The organism is Clostridium mobile (assembly GCF_018918285.1).
GTDB lineage: Bacteria > Bacillota > Clostridia > Clostridiales > Clostridiaceae > Clostridium_AW > Clostridium_AW mobile.
In genome coordinates this window covers 960,475-981,307 of record NZ_JAHLQF010000002.1, presented here as the reverse complement: position 1 = coordinate 981,307, position 20,833 = coordinate 960,475, and the positions used below count along the sequence as shown (strand labels likewise).

Sequence of the window (20,833 nt, the reverse complement as noted above, 5' to 3'; positions counted from 1 at the left end):
ATTAATAACTATAATAATTACCTATTTTTTTATATCTCCTATCATTAACAGTATATGCCGCAAATAATATTACTAATGGCATTATAGGATATGCATATCTTTCAAATGTAAAATATGGTAAATATATAACATTAAAATAAACTACTACCATAATCAAAAACTTAAGATTCAAACTTTTATCCTTATGTTTTATCATACCATAAAGAGCCAAATATAAAATTACATGATGATAAATAATTACAGGAATATATGATATATTAGCTATCCAATAAAAAGGAGCTCTCCAAAGATAAAAAGTTTTACCCAAAGTATACCAAGCTATATATTTTAATGGTTCTTTTTTTCCATATATTTTTAATCTTTCAAGTCCTGCTTTTATTTCATTTTCATCACTTTCTAGAGCATCTTTTCCTTTTTCATAAGGCACTCCCCAACCTTTACTTTGATCATAATTAACAAAGGTCCCTTGCAAAAACGGATTTCCACTAGATTTTGTAAACAAAATTACTCTATCAAAAACTTTATAATTTCTTATCCACCAGGGTGCCATAATAATACAAAATATAGTTGTAACTACCATAGTATACTTAACCATTTCACTAAAACTATATCTATTTTTTATCCACATAATTAAAATCAACAGTGGGTAAGCAGCAATGGGAGGTCTAAACAAACAGGCCGTTGTCCAAACAATTCCACCCAACACATATAGTTTTAAACTTTTCTTTTCAATTGCATAAATACTTATATATATTAAAAGTAACAGCAAACATTTAAAAATAACTTCCATTAAAATTAGGTTTGTTGCATAAATTTCAGCTGCATATAATGCATCCATAAAGCATGCTATTAAAGCCACTTTACTATTAAACACTTTTTTCCCTATTAAAAACAACAAATATAAACTTATCCCTTGCAATATTGCTTGAAATATCTTAAATGCTACAATGCCATTTATCTTACCAAAAATAGACATAAAAAATGAAAGCACAAGGGTTAAGCCCGGCATTATGTAAACTGTAGGTTCTTTTATATTTTCATAAGACAATATATTATTATCTATTAAATTCCATGCGCTCCTAATATATTTTACATCATCATTATTGAATTCTTCTAGGCTTCCTAATAGCAACGAATCTCCATAAGCAAATATAGAAAAAATAGCTACTGATATAAAAACTATTTCAATAATTATTAAATAAATATTGATTCTTTTCTCCTCACTCATATCTTTTAATTTATTCATATATCTTCCTCCGCTTATCCTATCATTAAATCATCTTATTGAATCATCATTTTTAATGCTGTATTGATGGCCTCTTAATATATAAATTCTTCTACTTTATCACAACTAAAATAGCTCCTACAAAAATTAACAAAAGTCCAAGAATTCTTGATATTGTTAAACTTTCATTAAATATAATAACCCCTGCAAAGGCCCCTACAATATAACATAAACTTTGAAGTGGATATATTCTACTCAACTGGTCCTTAGACAATAAATACAACCAAATAATCGTAGCAAAAACATATATAATTCCACCAGAAAATATGTAAGGATTAAATAAAGTATTAATTATGCCTTTAAAAGATAGCTGAAAATCAATTTTACTCATTCCAATCTTCCATAAAACTTGGCCGCATACCAACATAAATATATTAATTATCAATAATAAATAGTTCATTTTTTTACCTTTCTTCAACTCTATCTTTTAATATAGAATTTTCTTGTATAAGCTTTGTTAATTTTTTCTGCATACTTGAGATTACTATCATTAAATAAAAAATCATTATTAAGTTAAATACTATACCCATAAAAAACAAAAATGCTGGTGCGTACATTATCCCTGTAGCTTTTGCAAGATATTCTACAATCCTTGAATCTATTGAAAATATCATTAAAATTAAACTTACTAAAATCCATAACAACCCCCACTTAAATTCCAAACTTCTTTTTCGAACAAATATAATGCTTATAACTAGAAAAAAAAGTGAAATCATAAAACAAAATAGATTCATTGTAACACTCCTTTTTTATTTGGTTGAATAAGTGAAGCTAGAGTTACTTTCACCATATAATAAACAGCTTTTATTGGTGTTATAGAAGATTTTCCTCCTTGTCTTTTCTTCATATTAACATCAATCTCTTTCACGTTAAGACCATTTTTTACAGCGTATACTATAGTCTCAACTTCTGGATAGTCTTGAGGATAGTAATTTGCAAAAAGGCTGATTCCTCTTTTGTTAACCATTCTATAACCAGAAGTGGTGTCATAATATGAACTTTTACATAAAAAAGACACAAGCCTTGAAAAATATTTTATTCCAATTTTCCTACATACACTAGGTCTATAATTTGACTTACAAATAAACCTTGAACCAATTACCATATCTGCATTACTCTCATTAAGCTCCTTAGCTAACCTACCTAAATCCTTTGAACTATGCTGACCATCCCCATCAATCTGTACCGCTGCATCGTAATCGTTATAAAGTGCATATAAATATCCTGTCTGTACAGCACCACCAATACCTAAGTTACTACTTAAATTTAAAACCTTTGCTCCTGCCTTTTTCGCTTCTAATTCTGTATTATCCTTTGAGCCGTCATTTATAACTACAATATCAAATTCAAAATTACTATCTTTAATTGCCTTTACCACTTTATATATATTTTTTTCTTCATTATAAGCTGGAATTATCGCTAAATATTTCATAACTATCTCCCACCCTTTCTTTAAAATCTATAGATGAAAAAAATTAAGTTTCTCTGCAAAATGTAAAAAAAGAAATATTATAGTTAATAAAAAATGCTTCTTCTCTTAATCTAATAACTATTTCCATTTATACTAGTTATTATGAAGCCTATTATTAAAGAAACATTTGCTAAAACAATGAAGATTTTATGAAGATTCACTGAAGAATACTCTAACAATATTAAAACTAAATTAGCACGTAAATAGGCCACAGGTAATGATACTCATCACCTGTGGCCTGTTTTTTCTTGTATTTATTTAAACTCTATTTTATTTTAATAAAATATTTTCTATTACCCATTAACTCCATTTTCTTCAACATTTTTACTAGTTTTATTTTTAATACATATATTTAACTTCTCAAGACCAAATATCAATGCTCCACCCATAATAAAATAAATCAAACTAAAGGTATGTAAATTCATTGGCTCTAAAGGAACTGTTAATGTTGTAGGACCCATAAATACTGGATAAATTGAGCCAATCATAAGTCCTATTGTTAAATAAATCATTTGTGATCTATAATTTGCTAAAAGATACTTAATAATATGAATAGTTGATAATATACCTACAATAACACCTACTCCAAAAACTATAAGCATTGGTAATGGTGATAAATTTAAAGTTAAAACTTCCTTTATTGAGCTTATAATTGGTGCGTATAACCCGAATATAAGTAATAATGTTGAGCCTGAAATACCTGGTAATACCATTGCTGAAATTGCTATCATACCAGCTATGAATACATAAATGGCAAACCCTAAAGAAAAGTTATCTAATGATAAATCCATTGATGAATTGCTTGATACTGGATTAAAATAAGTTATTGCTACAACTATTAAAATTCCAATTAAAGCGAAAATCAAATATTTATATTTATCCCTTATTACATCTTTTTCTTCTTTTATTACTAAAGGTATAGAACATATAATAAAGCCTACAAATAATGAGCTTATTTCATAGATATGAGACTCAAATACTGAAGATAGAAATAAGACTGATAAAATCATTCCTACCACCCAGCCAATACCTAACTTAAATAAAAATAAAAGGGCTTTTTTCCTCTCACCTGTTCCATTTCTTGATGTTAAAGAACTTAATGAATTAATAAAATCATCATAAAACCCTAATATAAATGCTATGGTCCCACCTGATACTCCGGGAACACTATCAGCTAATGCCATACAAAATCCTCTTATAAAATTAATTATATACATAAAGTCCTCCTCTAAAAGTTTAATGAATTACTAAAAATTAATGATATATTATTTTTATATTCTTATCAATCAGATGAAAATTAGAATTAAGTTAAGATTTTTTAATCTTTATAAATCAAAATAAAAAATCATCAATTTAAATGCATTAAACACAAAAATTGATGATTTTCTCTATATTTATTATATAACCTCTAATAGATTTTTTCACTCTAAAATCTTTATTTCAATTTCTAAATAATCATCTCTAAATTGCACATTTTAGTGTATTATACTCTATAATATAAAATCAAGTCAAGTTTTTCCTAGTTAGTGATAGTATATTAAATGTAGCTCACTTTAAATCTAAAGCAAGCTGCATAATAAGTTTATAATAAAATTTTTATTAAAATGGTCCATACCCAATATTAATTGCAATAAATAAAAACATAATAGAAAGTATAATGAATATTCCAAATAGAGGCATTAAAAACTTGTACCATCTGGTTAAAGGAACCTTTCCATAAGAGAGAAATATCAAAAGAGTTCCATAACTGAACCAGAAAATATTTGATATACCATCACCAAATTGATATGCAAGTGTCATTGTTTGCCTTGTAATTCCTATTAAATCAGATAATGGGATTAACAAAGGCATTAAAGCCATTGCTTTAGCACTTCCTGACGCAACTAATCCGTTTAATAATGTTACAAGAACCATTACACCTATAACTGATGCCCACGGTGGTAGTCCATGAAGAACTTTATCCATTGAGTTAATAATAGGATCTATTATTCCTCCTTTCTCAAGAGTCCACTGAACACCACGAGCTACACCTACAATCATAGCACCGCTCATTGATGCTTTGGCACCTGAGATAAATGTTGTAGCTATTGTATCTGCATTCATTTTGCATATTAATCCTGCTACAATACCACTTAGTAAAAATGCTGCTGACATATCATTAATATTCCATTTAAGCTTGATCATTCCATACACAACAAAAATAAATGTTAATATTAAAATTATTAATGCTAATTTTTGAGTTGAATTCATAGTTTTATCTTTATCTTTACTAAAGTCATATTTAATATCACTAACATCTATGCCAAGAACCAAACTTTTTGATGGATCTTTTTTAACTTTTGTTGCATATCTAAGGGTATATATAATGCTTACACATACAAAAGTTATATAGGCTAATATTCTAAAACCAAAACCTGAAAACATAGGTAGCTCTGCCACGCTATGAGCTATACCCACTGTATACACATTAGTAGGACCCACAGCGAATCCTACCATACATCCTAAAATACAAACAGCTACAGCAGTCATAGAATCATATCCTAATGCTAAAACTATCGGAATCACAATAGGTACAAAAGGTATTGCCGCTTCAATCCATCCTAAAAATCCCCCTAAAATAGCAAACATAATCATAAGCATGGTTATAACTATAAGACCACCTTTGTCACCTGCACTATTAACTAAAAGTGAAATTCCTGCACTAATAGATCCAGATTTATTATATATTTCAATAGATCCCCCTACTATTAATACCAAGAATACAACATTACTAGCTCCTATTAATCCATTTGGTACAGCTCTGAAAATATCAAATAACGAAAGAGGGCTTCTTGATGTTTCATGGAAACTTCCTGGCACCACAATAGTTCTTCCATCAACAACTTGTCTTTCAAAGGCACCCGGACTTACAAAGTAAGAAGCTATAGCACACACAATAATTACACTAAAGATAAGTACAAAGGCATTAATATTAATTTTTTTCTTTTTTAATTCATGCATATAATTACACTCCCATATTATTTGCTTTTATTAGCTATTTCATATGACAACGCAATATATCCAACGATTCCCTCCTTTATCATATCTAATCTTATATTGTCCTCAACTGTGTGACATTTTTTTATCTCTGCTGGTGAAAATCCGATTACAGAAACTCCTACGTTCATAAAATGTCCGCTATCTGTTGCAAAATCCCAGGGCTTAACTTGTACCTTCCTTCCTAGAGTTTTTTCTAAAATATTCTTTGAATTGACTACTAATTCATGATTTTTGCTTATAGCAAAAGCCGGTTCTCCCTGATATCCTTCCCCTTCAAATCCTGTATAGCATTTAACTGGAATCTTTATAATTTCTAGTTCTACACTAATACCTGGTATCATTGCTTTATCAACAATCCTCTGTAATTTTTCTAAAACAAACTCATTTGTATCAATAGGCACGCTTCTATAATCAAGGGTTAATGTAATTGTATTAGGTATTATATTTGTCCCTTTTTCAGAAGAGCTTATAAAGGTTGGCGAAATAGTAGATTTTCCAAAAACAGGGTCATCACCTAACTCATAGTTTTCTAGTTCTACTAAAAACTTTCCTAAAAAATCAAATGGATTAACTCCTTCTTCAGGTATACTTGCGTGACATGATTTACCATCTATGATTACATTAACTGCCACTCTTCCTCTACAAGATATTGCTATATCATTTTCTGTAGCTTCTCCTATGATAGCATTATCAACCCTAAAGCCTTCCTGAACCATTGTCATAGAGCCAAAACCACTACTTTCTTCATGAACTACGCCAATTACATATATATCTCCTTTACTCATCATTCCTTCCTTTCTTAAAATATATGGAGTATATAGTTGTATTGCAAAAGTTCCTTTTGTATCTGATGCTCCTCTTCCCCATATAGCACCTTCTGCTATAGCTCCACTAAAGGGAGGGTATTTCCATTTTTCATGTGGACCTTCATCTACCACATCTAAATGACAATTTAACATTAAAGATTGTCCTCCGCCTGTACCTTTAAATCTACCAATTATGTTTCCTACTTTATCTACTACCACTTCATCATATCCAAGTTCCTTCATCTTAGAAGCAGTATATTCTGCCATTTCTTTTTCATGCCCTGATTTACTTGGAATTTGAATCATTTCTGAAGCAGTTTTAGTAATTTCGTTAAAGTATTTATTAGCAATATCAAAAATTTTTTTATCCATATTTATTCCTCCTTAAATATTTTAAAGTGCTCCTTCTTCTTCTGCTGCTAACCCTCTATTATAATTATTATATCATTTCAATCCATAAAATGCCTATTTTAAAAGACCACATAGTAATTTAATAAACTATGTGGTCTTTTATTAACTAAATTTACTTTTGTTCTATTAGAATGGCTCTTGCTGGTGCAGCCTCTACTCCCATAATCTTAAGTGGCAAGGCGCATAATAGATATTTCCCCTCATTAACATCTTTAAGTCTAAGTCCTTCAATTATGGTTATGCCGTTTCCAAGTAGAATCTTATGAGTTTCATGTCCTTTTTGACTCCTCTCTATCCCAAGAGAATCTATTCCTACACCTTTTATTCCTAGCTCCTTTAAATACTTAGCTCCACTTTCTTCAAGGAATACAAAGTTGAAGTCAAACCCCTCTTCAAAGGAATTTCTAGTTTTTAATAAAATAAAGTCACCTTCATTTATTTCTGTACCTATAAAATCCTCTTTTGTAATTCTATCCCTTAATGATGTTAAATCTAACACTTTACAATCTGTCACCACATTTTCAATATTAAACTCATCCATAGTAGCTCCATTTTCCATCATATGAAGTGGTGCATCTATATGAGTGCCAGTATGCATATCCATACTTATTCTAGATTCATAACTACTTCCCTTTGAAAAATCTTGCAACACCTTAATAGTCGGTCTTTTTTCATCCTTATTTTTATATACAGCCATTTTCTCATGTATATTCATTGATATATCATAGATTTTCATATACTTTCCCCCTCCTATACATTCCACCAAAACTTTCCGTCCCTTTTTAGCAATTCATCTGATTCCTTTGGTCCCCAGCTTCCAGAATCATAATTAGGATAATTAGGTTGCTTATTTTTCCATACCTCTGATATTGTATCAGCAAACTTCCATGAATACTCAACCTCATCCCATCTCGTAAATAGTGTTGAATCTCCTTTCATAACCTCAAAAAGAAGTCTTTCATAAGCTTCTGGTGAATTGTTTTCAAGAGGGCAGTTTTGACAAAACTCCATCTGAATAGGTATTATCCTATTTTCAACCCCTTGTTTCTTACCATTTATCTGAAAGAAAATTCCTTCCTTGGGCTGAATCTTTATTACTAAAAGATTAGGTTCTAAGTTGTCAAATTCTTTAAAATATAATAGCTTTTCCATAGACTTAAATTGAATAACTATTTCCGTAGATTTACTCGCTAACCTCTTTCCAGTTCTAATATAGAAGGGAACTCCTACCCATCTATAATTTTGAATATATAGCTTCATGGCTACGAAGGTTTCAATATTTGAAGCAGGTGATACCTTATCTTCTTCTCGATATGCTACGACTTCTTTATCACCTATTTTGCCCCTTCCATATTGGCCTCTTACCATATTCTCCATTACATACTCTGGTGTTACTTTTTCAATAGATTTAAATACTTTTATCTTTTCGTCTCTAATATCCTCAGTATGGAGACTTACTGGCGGCTCCATAGCTATTAGTGACAGTAGCTGAAACATGTGATTTTGAATCATATCCTTAAGTGCTCCAGCAGATTCATAATACCCACCTCTGCTTTCAACACCTACCATTTCGCTTGATGTAATTTGTACATTATCTATATATTTGTTATTCCAAAGAGATTCAAAAAATAAATTTGCAAATCTTATTACCATTATATTTTGTATCATTTCTTTTCCTAAGTAATGATCTATTCTATAAATGTTATCTTCACTAAAGGCTGATGTGATTTTCTCATTTAAATACGTAGCGGACTTAAGATCCTTTCCAAATGGCTTCTCTATTACTATTCTCCTTTTGCTGCCTTTATGAGTATTCATGCCATGAAATTTTAATTTTCCAACTATGGGTTCAAAATATTCTGGAGCTACAGCTAGATAGTAAATTCTATTCCCGTGAGTATTATATCTCTCATCAAGATCACCTAAAAGTTTTTTCAATTTTATATAACCATCATTATCTTTAAAATCAAAATCCAAATAATATACTTTACTTCTAATCTCATCCCATTTTTCATCTTTCATAGGAAATCTTGAATATTTACTTACGGATTTTTTTATTTGCTCTCTGTATTCTTCATCGGTGAAGACTCTCCTCCCTATAGATACAATAGCAAAATTATCAGGAAGCATATTCTGATATGACAGGTTATATATAGCAGACATAAGCTTTCTATGTGTAAGATCTCCAGTACCACCAAAAATAACCATTATACATGATAAATCAATATTTATCTCCATGCTAATTCCTCCTCTCTAGAAGAGTTTTATTCATTCTTCTTAGTTGCGTGTCCTCCAAATTCATTTCTTAATGCAGCTACAACCTTACCATTGAAAGTGTCTTCCTGTTCCGATCTATATCTCATGAGCAGGGATTGAGTTATAACTGTTGCAGCCACTTTTAAATCTAATGCTTCCTGAACAGTCCATAATCCTTCTCCAGATGAATACATAACTCCTTTGATTTTATCAAGATTAGGATCTTTCCTAAATGCATTTTCTGAAAGTTCCATAAGCCATCCTCTTATAACGGAGCCATGGTTCCATACTTTTGCGATTTTCTCATAATTTAAATCAAACTGAGACTTTTCAAGTATTTCAAAACCTTCTCCTATAGCCTGCATCATACCATACTCTATACCATTATGAACCATTTTTACAAAGTGACCGGAGCCATTTGCACCTGTATGTAGATATCCATTTTCGATGCTTATGTCCTTAATAAAAGGCTCTATAAATTTAAATACATCATCTTCTGCACCTATCATCGTGCATGCTCCATTTCTTGCTCCTTCTATACCTCCGCTAGTACCTATGTCCACAAAATCTATTCCTTTACCCTTTAGTTCAGCATATCTTCTTAATGTATCTTTATAATTTGAATTTCCTCCATCTATTATAATGTCATGCTCATTTAAAAGCGGCACAAGCTTTGTAATCATTTCATCAACAGAATTCCCCGCAGGAACCATAAGCCATATAATCCTTCTTCCTTCAAGCTTTTGAACAAACTCCTCTAAGCTATATGCTCCAATTAGTCCTTCTTTTTCCGCTTGTTGAACCTTTTCCAGCGTCCTATTAAAAACCACCACATTATGTCCCTTATCCTTTGCATTTAATGCTAAATTATAACCCATTCTTCCCAATCCAATTAGTCCAACATTCATATTAATCCTCCTCACACTTTTAAATTGTATATGGTAAAATCAATTGTAAATTTATACGGTTGCCAATGATATTTTTCCATATGAACTCTCTACTTATTCATACTATAAACATCTTACTATATTATATCAATATAAAAACTGATAATACAATACTATAAAAGTACACAATCTTCATTTGCCAAAAATATAACCATAATGTTCTCCATTATGGTTATATTTTTCTATTGGTTATTCTATGAATCATATTAAATATTTAGTACTAATTAGCTAGATTATTTAAATGCTTTTTCAATTTTTTCAATATAAGTTTTTATAGTAGCATCTTCTGTAGATACACCCTCATACCATAATTCTCCTGCTTTACATTTCTCTCCAAAATACCTGGCCTTTATTATAATCTCAGGTCTATACTCAAAATGCAAAATATCAAAATGTCCCCATTTACCTCCCCATATGAAATTATTTTTTTCAAATATCTCTACAATTTCTTTAGGGTAAGAGGCTATTCTTTTTTCTCCTTCCTCAGCAGAGGTCCACTTCCAATAATCTCTATTATCCCTTGCAAGATCGATAGCAATTCCAAAAGCATGAGGACTTAATCTATTTGTTCCAGCTATATAGCGATAATTAAAAGTTCCACTCATTGGATATATACAGGCTCCTATGGTGTTGTTTCCCTTGGCCATTGGTATAAGCTCCTTCATTACTAATTCCAATGATTCAGCAGCCTTGTTATTGCCGCTGAATTGACAATTAGTATATGCTACATTTTTAAGACTGCACTGTACTTTCTCTTTTGAATCACCATAAACTTCTTTTAACAAAGGGTATACCCTGCAACGACCAGGATCAAAGTTTTTATCCATTAATTTCGAAATGGATGATAATGGATATATATGTTCCATCATATCCTGTATATCTGGATTGGCGATTTTCCCTTCAAAACTTTTTTCTTTTTTATCATCATATAAAATTTTTTTACCTGATTTCATCACTACATGGACTGATCCATTTTCTTCTTGTATCACATCTGAAATATAATCAGGATAAGCCATCATTAAAGATAGAATATCCTGTTTCATAATTCTTTCATAATCACTAGAATCTGATGCAGCCTTTACAGTACAGCCGCTATAAAGAACTAAACAAAGTGATGCTATAATTAAATATACTTTTGTAATAAAATTTTTCATAAGATCACTCCTCAAAAGTTGATAAGTATATTAATTATTAATAATGAACACGTACTAACCAAAATCTTATATTACTATCGCTCCAACCAAGATCCCATGGCACCTTGTTTCTGTCCGTATTATGACAACTAACTAAAGAATATCCTTTAGAATCAGCTCCTGTTACAACTGAGATATGAGTGACATCACCTTTCTTTTCATATGCAACGAAATCTCCAGGTAATAGCTTAAAGGATGCCTTATATACCTTATCATAATTTCCATAGGCAATTAACGAGGCTCTACCACTATGCAGCATATAATCTTTAAATCCATCTGCATTCAACCAAGCACGTGTTCCATTACCTTTCTCATAATTCCACATGGCATTTTTTCTAAACTTACCACCTTCAAAGAGTATTTGAGAGGCAAAATTCGCGCAATCTCCTCCTAAAGAATTAAAATTTCTATAATCTTTATTATAAGTAAAACCATATTTTTTTTCATTGGCTGCTCCACAATATTTATCAGCATACTCTATAGCTTTAATTCTTCTTTCATTCATATTGGAAAAATCTCTGCTACTTTGATTCAATATAAATTCTTTTATGGAATCAGTTTTTATGTTATCTAAGTTTAATGAATCTGCAAAAGGGTCTTTATACCATTCCTTTGTGATGATCCACATTCCTCTTCTATTTACTAAGTTCAAGATATGGTAAGTCCCAATTCTAGATATATTTACTTCCTCTGGATTGTTTTCATATACATACTTATATTCTGTTGAACATAATAAATTGACAGAATATTTATTATCCCCTCCACTAACTTTTCTCACTACAACCTCTGGATTTATGTCAATAAATTTTACCCCCTGTTTCTGTTCCCAATTATTAATGTATTTCATCTTCCTTTTTTCATGTTCACAGGCCCACTTACCATAGGTAGTATTTTCATCATACATAGCTTCTATCAATTCTAAATCCCCATTTAGAATAGCTTTATTCCTATTTTCAAAAATCTCCTCTATAGCATTTATAACCTCTTCATTATTATTTTCCGTAATTGCTAATGCTCTATTATAATTAAATAAATCTAATAATAAAAATATACTTATTATTATTAAAAATTTTATTATAATTTTATATGTTACCTTTTTAGAATAAATGTTCATATATAGCACTCCTTACAATCTTTTATAGCACTCCTTACAATCACTTAATTTAGTATAGCTCAGTAAATATTTTAATATTCAGTATAAGTGCTTTATAATTTAATGAATATTTACCAAATTACACTATTAAAGATACTATATATACTTTTACTAATAGCTATAAACTTAAATTGCAAAAATAAACATAATAAAAAGTACCAAATATTAATATATTTAGTACTTTTGAAATTAATTTTTAATTTTATTTTTCTCAACTATTCCTCCATTATCCTCTAATAGTAAAATCTATATATGGGAATACTTAAGCATATCCATACTATTCCTGCATACCAACCTGCTATTACATCACTTAAATAATGTACTCTGAAATATACCCTACTTAATCCAACTCCAATATTCAAAATTACTATAATACCAGTTATTATACAAGTAATTAAATTAACACCAATTTTATCAAATATGAGATATATGCCAATAATAGAATAAGCCATAAATACCATGGCATGGCCGCTAGGAAGACTATATCCTCTTACTTTAAGTAATTTTATACTAGGTCTTTCTCTTCTATATATAAGTTTTAATAATTCATTAAATAACCATACGCCAATAATATTTATCAAAAAAAATATACTTTCCTTAAAGTAATTATTTTTATAACAAATAAAGGATACAACTATAGTCATTATAACTATAGAAGTAGGATCACCTATTGTAGTGGCTATTTTAAAAAGCTTATAGAGTCTTTCATTTTCTATAGACTTTACATAATTTATAGCTTCTATGTCCATATTAAAATTCTCTTTTTTCTTATAAAAATGTAATAATGTAAATAATGATATCATAGCTAGTAATGGTAAAATTATAGTCAATATTAACGGCACAGAAATATCCTCCATTTATATGTTTTTTATCATATTAGTATAATAAAAGCATTTAATAACTTTGTATAGATATTATTATGAATGTTTTAACATGTCAATAAAAATTTTAAAATAATTCCTGATAATCTCACTTATTCAAAACCTTATCAGTTCTTATATCCTAACTAAAAGAAAATATTAGTATTAGAACTTTTACTTATCAGATAAATTATGTTATAGAGAATATAATTAAAAAGATTACATTTCCATCTTTAATTTTATAGAAATATAATCTTTACTATTTTTACTTTGCTTCATCATTTGATAATTTTACCTTGCTCTTATAATACATATATCTGTGAATAATTATGCCAATACCCGACCATAAAACTCCTGCACACCATCCAGCAATTACGTCACTTAAAAAGTGTACTCTTAAATATACTCTGCTAATTCCCACAAGAAAATTCAAGGTAATAATTAATAAAATACTAATATTCCTAAGCGTACTTGATTTAATTTTTATAGAAATAAAATATACACACATTAAAGAAAATGCAGTAAAAACCATGGCATGCCCGCTAGGTAAGCTATATCCTCTCACTTCAATTACTTTTAATATTGGTCTTTCTCTTTTAAAAATAAATTTTAATAATTCATTAAAAAGCCATACTCCTATTATATTAATAACGAAATATATTCCATCTTTTAAAAATTTATTATAATAAAAAATAACTAATATTAAAAGGGACATGATTATTATTGTTAATGGATCTCCTATGGTAGTTATAGTTTTAAAAAAAGTATCCAGACCTTTCCCTTGTATATGATTTATATAATCTATAGCTCTCTTGTCTATTAAAAAATTTCCCTGTAGTTTATAAAAATAATATACTAATCCTAAAAATAAAATTGTAGATGTTATAGATAACACAACTGACGCAAGAGATATTTTCCATCTTTCATCCATACTTTTATAATCTTTAAAATAGTTTCTAAGCAACATTATCACCTCAAAATAGCAACATAGGTATAGTATATATACATACCCTGTAGTTGTCAATTTAAGAAAAAAACATCAAACAATAATTGCTTGATGTTTTTTTCCCTATTCTTCTTCATCAGGAGATACATTATATATGAAGTTATATACTTTATCGTATACATTATTACTCCCAATCACTACAATAGTATCTCCAGATTCAAAGACATAATGTGGTCCTGGTGAAATAATTATTTTTTCTCCTCTTCTATAAGCTACCATAGTAGCCCCTGTAGCTTGCCAAAATCTAATCTCATTAATTTTTTTACCAATTATTTTACATTGATCATTTACTTCGATCTCTATTAAAGTAAATGGTGTTATGTTTTTGAATCTATCAATAAAATCTAATATTTTATCAAAATTAACTTGAATCTCATCATCTAATTCTTTCTTTTTTTCTATTAATCTAAAAATATTTTCTTTTACCGTAGATAGATATTCCGTATCTTTGTTTTTTTCAATAAATTTTTCAGCTGCGGATACTGATAATATTTCTATTCCACTTCCTCTAGTAGAAGATACAACATTCATTTCCTCCAGTAGAGCTATTGCTCTCCTTATTGTTTCAGGGGATACATTATACATACTAGCCAGCGTAGATCTTCCACTAATTTTCTCCTCTGCTTTAAAATCACCTAGCACTATTTTATTGGCTACATCTAAAGCAATGTTCTTGTATACTGCCCCGCCTTGATGGACTTTCATTTTTATTCCTCCATTTTGTAGTATTTAATGATGTTGATGTCACTTCTTATATATTACAACAAAAATCCTTATTTTTCTACTATTTTTCATATTTTTCAAAGTGATCCATTGTAGCTCTATAAATAGATCTATTGAAAAAATCATCATTATTCAAAGAAAAGTCTTTTCTATCTAATCTTATTAATTGTTGTATTATTGGGAACAGTTGCATTCCATATAGGTGCATACATTCCTTTGGTTTTATTCCTGGCCATGCATTGCATCCTACTACAGTTCTCCTATTATCATTATTAACTCCCTTAGGTATAGTATTATAAACTTCATCCTCTGGATACATTACTGGTTTATCTAAGGTTCCTGTAGGTATACCCTCAACAGCCTTAACTTGAATAGGATCTGTATCAATTAAATACGGGTCTGCTGTTAAATCTAATATTATGGCATGAGGTTTTAAATGTGCTACTAAGTCATTTGTAATTATATACTCAGATGCATTGTCTCTTGTAGTTGCATCTACTAGAATATCTGTTTCCTTTAATAAATTTATTATCTCTTCTCTGTCCCCTGTTACCGTTCTTGGTAACATTTTTACTACTATCCCCTTAGTAGCTAATTCTACCATCTTATTATTCAATTCCCTATTTCCATATTTTCCAGCAGCTTTAGCAGCATAAAGGCCAACCATTCCCATTCCCATTATTGTCACATTTATAACTCCTCTATCTTTTGAATAAAAATTTTTCATACTTTTACTCAACTCTTGAAAAGCCATTTCTATACCATTACCAGAAGTTCCATTATAATTTACAACTATTCTTTCTAAGAAATCATTTCTTAAGGAATCCATAGATACTCCAAAAATATCCTTGCCTTTTAACTTCTGAATTCTCGTAGGTCTTGTAGGATAATGTAGCATACTAACTAAAGTACTACCATTGGTCATATAGTCTATTTCATTAAATTCCGGTGAACGAAGAACTACTACAATATCCTTTTCATAACATTCTTTATTTGATACAAACTTTATATTTTCATTAGCCTGTAAATACTCCTCTTCTTTTATTTCCATTTTCGAGCCATAGCCTTTTTCTAGATAAAATTCTGCATTCTCTCCCTTTAATCTCCTAAAGAAATCAGGTAAAAAATCCCTCTTTTCATTTTCTTCTTTGTGCATTCTTGGAAATCCTAAAGTAATCATTTTTATCCCCCTATTCTTAACAAAATATTAATTATTTTTTTATCTGAAAGTTTTTGACAACCAAAAACCCATATAGTATAATAAAGTTGTTATTTAGTTACAACTTTATTATATAGTTAAAGTTGTAATTTTTCAATGTATTTATTATAGGGGGATTTTAAACATGAAAAACATACTAGAATTAATAAGTAAAGATGGTTTCCAGTATGCAATCACAATAGATTGCGAAGGAACTAATTTTGATAAAAATTTAAAAAATAATGTAGAGAATTTAGAAAGATTTTTAAAATTTAATTCAGAAAATGATGTTACTACCATTTTATTTATAACCCCTTTTTTTGCGGACATGCTATCTCAATTGAACTTAGTTGAGAAAATAAAGCAGTATAATGTAATTTTTGGCCTTCATATTCATCCTGAAAATCTTCCAGATGAAATCACTGGAAAATGTTCCTTTATAAAAAAGGATGAGGAGTTACTGGCCTCTTACAATCTAGAAGAGCAAAAATGTATTATTAATTATTCTATGGAATATTTAACTCAAAGAGGTATAACGCCTATTCAAATATATAGAGGTGGTTACTTTTCAATGAACGATGACACCGCCAAAGCGTTATACGAGTTAACGGATATAAGGTTTGAATCTCATAATACTTATAGAGAACAGTATAGAGTAAGTAATAATCTACTTACATCACTACCTGTATATTCATTAGATCACAAAGAGGAATTAAGACTAGAATATTTCTCCTCTGAAAAACTATGCCAACTCTTAAATGATGCAATTGATGAAGATAAGCTTACTCTAGGAGTTACTCATAGCTATCTTTTAGATTCTAATGACTTTCACTATGAACGAGATAATTTAAAAGAAGATATTCATTCAATACAAAAAAAATTAGTAGAAATGCTAAAAAATAAAGAATAGGGGGATAATATATGAGAGATTACAGAGAAATTGATTTATGGAAAGACGTTACTGAAGATCAGTGGAATGATTGGAAATGGCAAGTTAGAAATAGAATCACCACTATAGAACAATTAAAAAAAGTTATTAACATTTTGCCAGAAGAAGAAGAAGCTATAGATAAATGCTTACAGACTTTGCGAATGGGAATATCTCCCTACTACGCTACACTAATAGATCCAAACGATTTAAATGATCCTATTAGAAAGCAAGCAGTCCCAACCATACATGAACTAAGCTTTTCAAAAGCTGATATGTGCGATCCTTTGCAAGAAGATGCTTCCTCACCAGTTCCAGGATTGACTCACGCTTACCCTGACAGAGTTTTATTCTTAATCACCGATATGTGCTCAATGTATTGTAGGCACTGTACTAGAAGAAGATTTGCTGGTCATACAGATTCTTTCATGCCTAAAGATAGGATTGAAATGGCATTAGATTACATTAGAAATACCCCCTCTGTAAGAGATGTACTATTGTCAGGTGGAGATGGACTAATGGTTGAAGACGACAGGCTAGAATATATAATAAAGAATCTAAGGGAAATTCCCCATGTAGAAATTATAAGAATAGGTTCTAGAATTCCTGTAGTTAATCCAATGAGAATAACAGATGATTTAGTAAATATGTTGAAAAAATATCATCCGATTTGGCTTAACACTCACTTTAATCACCCAAATGAAATTACAGAATATTCTATAAAGGCTTGCGAAAAATTAGCCAACGCTGGAATCCCTCTAGGAAATCAAACAGTTTTATTAAGAGGAATTAATGATTGTGTATATATACAAAAAGATTTGGTTAATAAGTTAGTGAAAATGAGGGTAAGACCTTATTATTTATATCAATGTGATTTATCAGAAGGAATTGAACATTTTAGAACTAAAGTTTCTAAAGGAATTGAAATAATCGAAGGCTTAAGAGGTCACACTTCTGGTTACTGTGTTCCTACATTCGTTGTGGATGCCCCTGGTGGCGGCGGAAAAATACCTGTAATGCCTCAATATCTTATTAGTCAATCCCCTTCAAAAGTTGTGTTAAGAAACTACGAAGGTGTTATAACAACATATACAGAACCTTCTCACTTCGAAGAAACTCCTTGCAATTGTCCAACATGCAAGAGCGAAAATAAAGAACTATCTACTGGTGTTTCATCTCTATTAGAAAATATACAAATAAATCTTGAACCCAAATCTTTAGATAGAAAGAAAAGAATTAATGATTATAAAAGCAAATCCTAGGAAATACTTCCTAGGATCATTTTTTTATTGTATTTTAAACTTTCTTATTTCACTTTCTAATGTCTGAGCCATTCTATTTAATTCTTCCGATAATGCATTTATCTCTTCCATTTCAGCATTTTGCTCTTCTGTTGCACCACTTACATTTTGAGCCGCATCTGCAATACCGCCTGAAATACTAGAAACTTCTTGAACTACTGACAATAGCTTATTTCTACATTCATCAACACTCTTTAAACTTTCAGATATATAGTCAATTTTTTCAACAACATTTACTATTGAAGCATTTATTTCTTTAAAGGTATCTCTAGTATTATCTACAGCCTCGTTTTGATCTTTAAGAACTGTATCTGCTGTCTTTATTGTGGTTAGTGCTACTTCTATGTCCTTTTGTATACTGGTTATTATAGATTTAACATTATTTGTAGATTGAGCAGTGTTTTCAGATAATTTTCTTACTTCTTCTGCTACCACTGAGAAACCTTTACCAGCTTCCCCTGCTCTAGCAGCTTCTATAGCCGCATTTAATGCAAGTAAGTTAGTTTGTTCTGATATTGAAGTAATTGTTTCTACAATTCCACCAATACTATTAGCCTTTTCACTTAACTCATTGATGACATTAAATACTGCTCTCGATACATTGCCATTCTCTAAATTTTTAGCTTCTAATTTATTAATTGTTTGAAAACCAGTATTAGAAATTTCATATACTTTATTTGTAGTATCTATACTTTCTTTTATACGCTGTACAACTAAATCTAATTCCTTTGATAATTCATTGGCAGCCATTACTCCTTCTTTTGAACTATCAGCACCTTTTTCCATGGTAGAAGCTACCTCAGTTATACTTTGAGCTACCTCACTTATGGAACTGGAAGTTTGCTCCGTTGATGCTAATAATGATTGTGAAGAATTGGATACTACCGATGATGTTTCATTTATATTTCTTATTAGATTTTTCATATTATCTAACATAGCATTAAAGCTATCGCTTAAAAGCCCTATTTCATCTTTTGACTTATAATCACTATAAGCCGTCAAATCCCCTGAAGATGCTTTTTCAGTAATTTTAGCAAGGTTAATTAATGGTTTTGTAAATTTACTTGATAATAAATATGTAATTATAATTACAAGAAATAACATTCCAGCACCTATTATGTAACTGATTTTTTGAACTTTATAAACCAGTGCTAGTGCATCACTTTTCTTTTCCACTGTAATTACTGCCCAGTTATCTGACTCTCCTGGTAATTTAATGGTTTGGTATGCACTTATCACTATTTCGCCGTTTAAATCTTTGTATTCAGTTTTACCTGAATTTCCAGCTAAAGCATCTAATGTAATTTCCGCTAATTTTTCCGGTACTTCTATATTCTCCACTTTAGTTACTGGAGCACCATTCTCATCTTTTATAACTTTATTAGAACTATCCTTCTGCCTTACAGTTCTTGTAGATGTTTTGTAATTATATATTTCTTGTACTTTTTCCCTGTCTGGGTGTGCAATAACAGCACCTTCTCCATCAACAACATATGCATAAACTAAATCGGTACTATATTTTTCTACCATTTTCTGAAGCTCGTCCAATTTCAAATCTGCATCCATTACCCCAACCATATTATTTTTTTCATCAAAGATTGGAAATATGATAGAATTAATAGCATCACTATCATCATTTACAGTAAGATATGATTTAGTAACAAAGGGTTTCTTTTTGCTTACACTTTCTTTAAACCACCATCTGTCTGCCCTATTTGCCAATTTTCCTGTAGTTCTGGCTGTCTGGTCACCTTTCATATCTTGAATGCAAAACAAATCAAAATATGGGTTCCTCTTCATGGTATCCTTTACAGCACTATCTTGCATCTTAGGGTCCATTTGCCTTACATAATGATTACTTATAAGTTCTTCTGTTAAAACATATGCCTTATTCATATAATCTGATACACTATTAGCTATAGTATTGGATAATGTTACATGATCTTCATAAAAGTGACTTGTAAGGTTTTTGCTTGTAATACTTGCAGTAGTAATAGTAATAGCTAAAACTGGTATGGTTACAAGCATCACAGCTACAAATATTAATTTGTGTTTTATAGATTTAATTTTAACCCCCTCCTTTTTTGAACAAAATTCTCCTAATAATTACATATGTTATAAATGTATAATATAACATTTATTGATAAATTTCAATGGATTTACTAATGTTTTCATAATAATATTATTTTTTGTTAAATATATTTATATTTATTATTATATTTTTTTAGTAGTATACTATACTATATATTATATAGT

19 protein-coding genes are annotated in these 20,833 nt (G+C 29.8%); 2 read left to right on the top strand and 17 right to left on the bottom strand.

The annotated features are described in order from the left end of the window. Position 1: 1 nt before the first annotated feature. From KQI86_RS10865 to KQI86_RS10790, 16 genes are all read right to left on the bottom strand, one after another. The gene (locus KQI86_RS10865) at positions 2 to 1,246 is read right to left on the bottom strand and encodes a glycosyltransferase family 39 protein (protein ID WP_216439337.1); all 1,245 of its coding nucleotides are present in this window, start codon (positions 1,244 to 1,246) and stop codon (positions 2 to 4) included. Positions 1,247 to 1,337: 91 nt separating this feature from the next. Beyond that, complete coding sequence (locus KQI86_RS10860) at positions 1,338 to 1,616, bottom strand: EamA family transporter (protein ID WP_343216164.1); 279 nt, start codon at positions 1,614 to 1,616, stop codon at positions 1,338 to 1,340. Positions 1,617 to 1,689: 73 nt separating this feature from the next. Continuing rightward, a complete protein-coding gene (locus KQI86_RS10855; protein WP_216439335.1) occupies positions 1,690 to 2,019 on the bottom strand; it encodes a DUF2304 domain-containing protein in 330 nt (109 codons plus the stop codon). Continuing rightward, positions 2,016 to 2,717 carry a glycosyltransferase family 2 protein gene (locus KQI86_RS10850; protein ID WP_216439334.1) on the bottom strand — a complete coding sequence of 234 codons (702 nt, stop codon included), beginning with the start codon at positions 2,715 to 2,717 and terminating at the stop codon, positions 2,016 to 2,018. Before KQI86_RS10850 ends, KQI86_RS10855 begins: the two co-directional genes overlap by 4 nt. A 332-nt stretch (positions 2,718 to 3,049) precedes the next feature. Further along, positions 3,050 to 3,973, bottom strand: coding sequence for a DUF368 domain-containing protein (locus KQI86_RS10845; RefSeq protein WP_216439333.1), 924 nt, complete (start codon positions 3,971 to 3,973; stop codon positions 3,050 to 3,052). Between the two features lie 382 nt (positions 3,974 to 4,355). Next, positions 4,356 to 5,756 carry a YfcC family protein gene (locus tag KQI86_RS10840; protein WP_216439332.1) on the bottom strand — a complete coding sequence of 467 codons (1,401 nt, stop codon included), beginning with the start codon at positions 5,754 to 5,756 and terminating at the stop codon, positions 4,356 to 4,358. 17 nt (positions 5,757 to 5,773) lie between these two features. Next, positions 5,774 to 6,973 carry a M20 family metallopeptidase gene (locus tag KQI86_RS10835; RefSeq protein WP_216439330.1) on the bottom strand — a complete coding sequence of 400 codons (1,200 nt, stop codon included), beginning with the start codon at positions 6,971 to 6,973 and terminating at the stop codon, positions 5,774 to 5,776. A gap of 151 nt (positions 6,974 to 7,124) precedes the next feature. Then, on the bottom strand, positions 7,125 to 7,748 hold the full coding sequence (locus tag KQI86_RS10830) for a cyclase family protein (protein WP_216439324.1): 624 nt from the start codon (positions 7,746 to 7,748) through the stop codon (positions 7,125 to 7,127). A 14-nt stretch (positions 7,749 to 7,762) separates the two neighbouring features. After that, the gene (gene zwf, locus KQI86_RS10825; RefSeq protein ID WP_216439322.1) at positions 7,763 to 9,250 is read right to left on the bottom strand and encodes a glucose-6-phosphate dehydrogenase; all 1,488 of its coding nucleotides are present in this window, start codon (positions 9,248 to 9,250) and stop codon (positions 7,763 to 7,765) included. Positions 9,251 to 9,276: 26 nt separating this feature from the next. Beyond that, complete coding sequence (gene gnd / locus KQI86_RS10820) at positions 9,277 to 10,176, bottom strand: phosphogluconate dehydrogenase (NAD(+)-dependent, decarboxylating) (protein WP_216439320.1); 900 nt, start codon at positions 10,174 to 10,176, stop codon at positions 9,277 to 9,279. A 272-nt stretch (positions 10,177 to 10,448) separates the two neighbouring features. Beyond that, positions 10,449 to 11,369 carry a M15 family metallopeptidase gene (locus tag KQI86_RS10815; protein ID WP_216439317.1) on the bottom strand — a complete coding sequence of 307 codons (921 nt, stop codon included), beginning with the start codon at positions 11,367 to 11,369 and terminating at the stop codon, positions 10,449 to 10,451. Between the two features lie 37 nt (positions 11,370 to 11,406). Then, entirely contained in the window at positions 11,407 to 12,522 is a 1,116-nt protein-coding gene (locus KQI86_RS10810; protein WP_216439315.1) for an amidase domain-containing protein, read from the bottom strand. Positions 12,523 to 12,794: 272 nt separating this feature from the next. Then, positions 12,795 to 13,403, bottom strand: coding sequence for a phosphatase PAP2 family protein (locus KQI86_RS10805; RefSeq protein WP_216439313.1), 609 nt, complete (start codon positions 13,401 to 13,403; stop codon positions 12,795 to 12,797). Between the two features lie 283 nt (positions 13,404 to 13,686). Next, complete coding sequence (locus KQI86_RS10800) at positions 13,687 to 14,388, bottom strand: phosphatase PAP2 family protein (RefSeq protein WP_216439311.1); 702 nt, start codon at positions 14,386 to 14,388, stop codon at positions 13,687 to 13,689. 102 nt (positions 14,389 to 14,490) lie between these two features. Continuing rightward, positions 14,491 to 15,132 (bottom strand): GntR family transcriptional regulator, encoded by a 642-nt coding sequence (locus KQI86_RS10795; protein WP_216439309.1) that lies wholly within the window; start codon positions 15,130 to 15,132, stop codon positions 14,491 to 14,493. A gap of 79 nt (positions 15,133 to 15,211) precedes the next feature. Beyond that, positions 15,212 to 16,330: an alanine dehydrogenase gene (locus KQI86_RS10790; RefSeq protein WP_216439308.1), complete on the bottom strand. Its 1,119-nt coding sequence runs from the start codon at positions 16,328 to 16,330 to the stop codon at positions 15,212 to 15,214. A 163-nt stretch (positions 16,331 to 16,493) separates the two neighbouring features. Here KQI86_RS10790 and KQI86_RS10785 point away from each other — a divergent pair, with 163 nt between their 5' ends. Both KQI86_RS10785 and kamA read left to right on the top strand, forming a co-directional pair. Beyond that, on the top strand, positions 16,494 to 17,258 hold the full coding sequence (locus tag KQI86_RS10785) for a polysaccharide deacetylase family protein (RefSeq protein WP_216439306.1): 765 nt from the start codon (positions 16,494 to 16,496) through the stop codon (positions 17,256 to 17,258). Between the two features lie 11 nt (positions 17,259 to 17,269). Further along, on the top strand, positions 17,270 to 18,538 hold the full coding sequence (kamA, locus tag KQI86_RS10780) for a lysine 2,3-aminomutase (RefSeq protein WP_216439304.1): 1,269 nt from the start codon (positions 17,270 to 17,272) through the stop codon (positions 18,536 to 18,538). A gap of 24 nt (positions 18,539 to 18,562) precedes the next feature. On the opposite strand, the gene KQI86_RS10775 is transcribed toward kamA, so the two are convergent. Next, entirely contained in the window at positions 18,563 to 20,605 is a 2,043-nt protein-coding gene (locus tag KQI86_RS10775; RefSeq protein ID WP_216439299.1) for a methyl-accepting chemotaxis protein, read from the bottom strand. Positions 20,606 to 20,833: the final 228 nt, after the last annotated feature.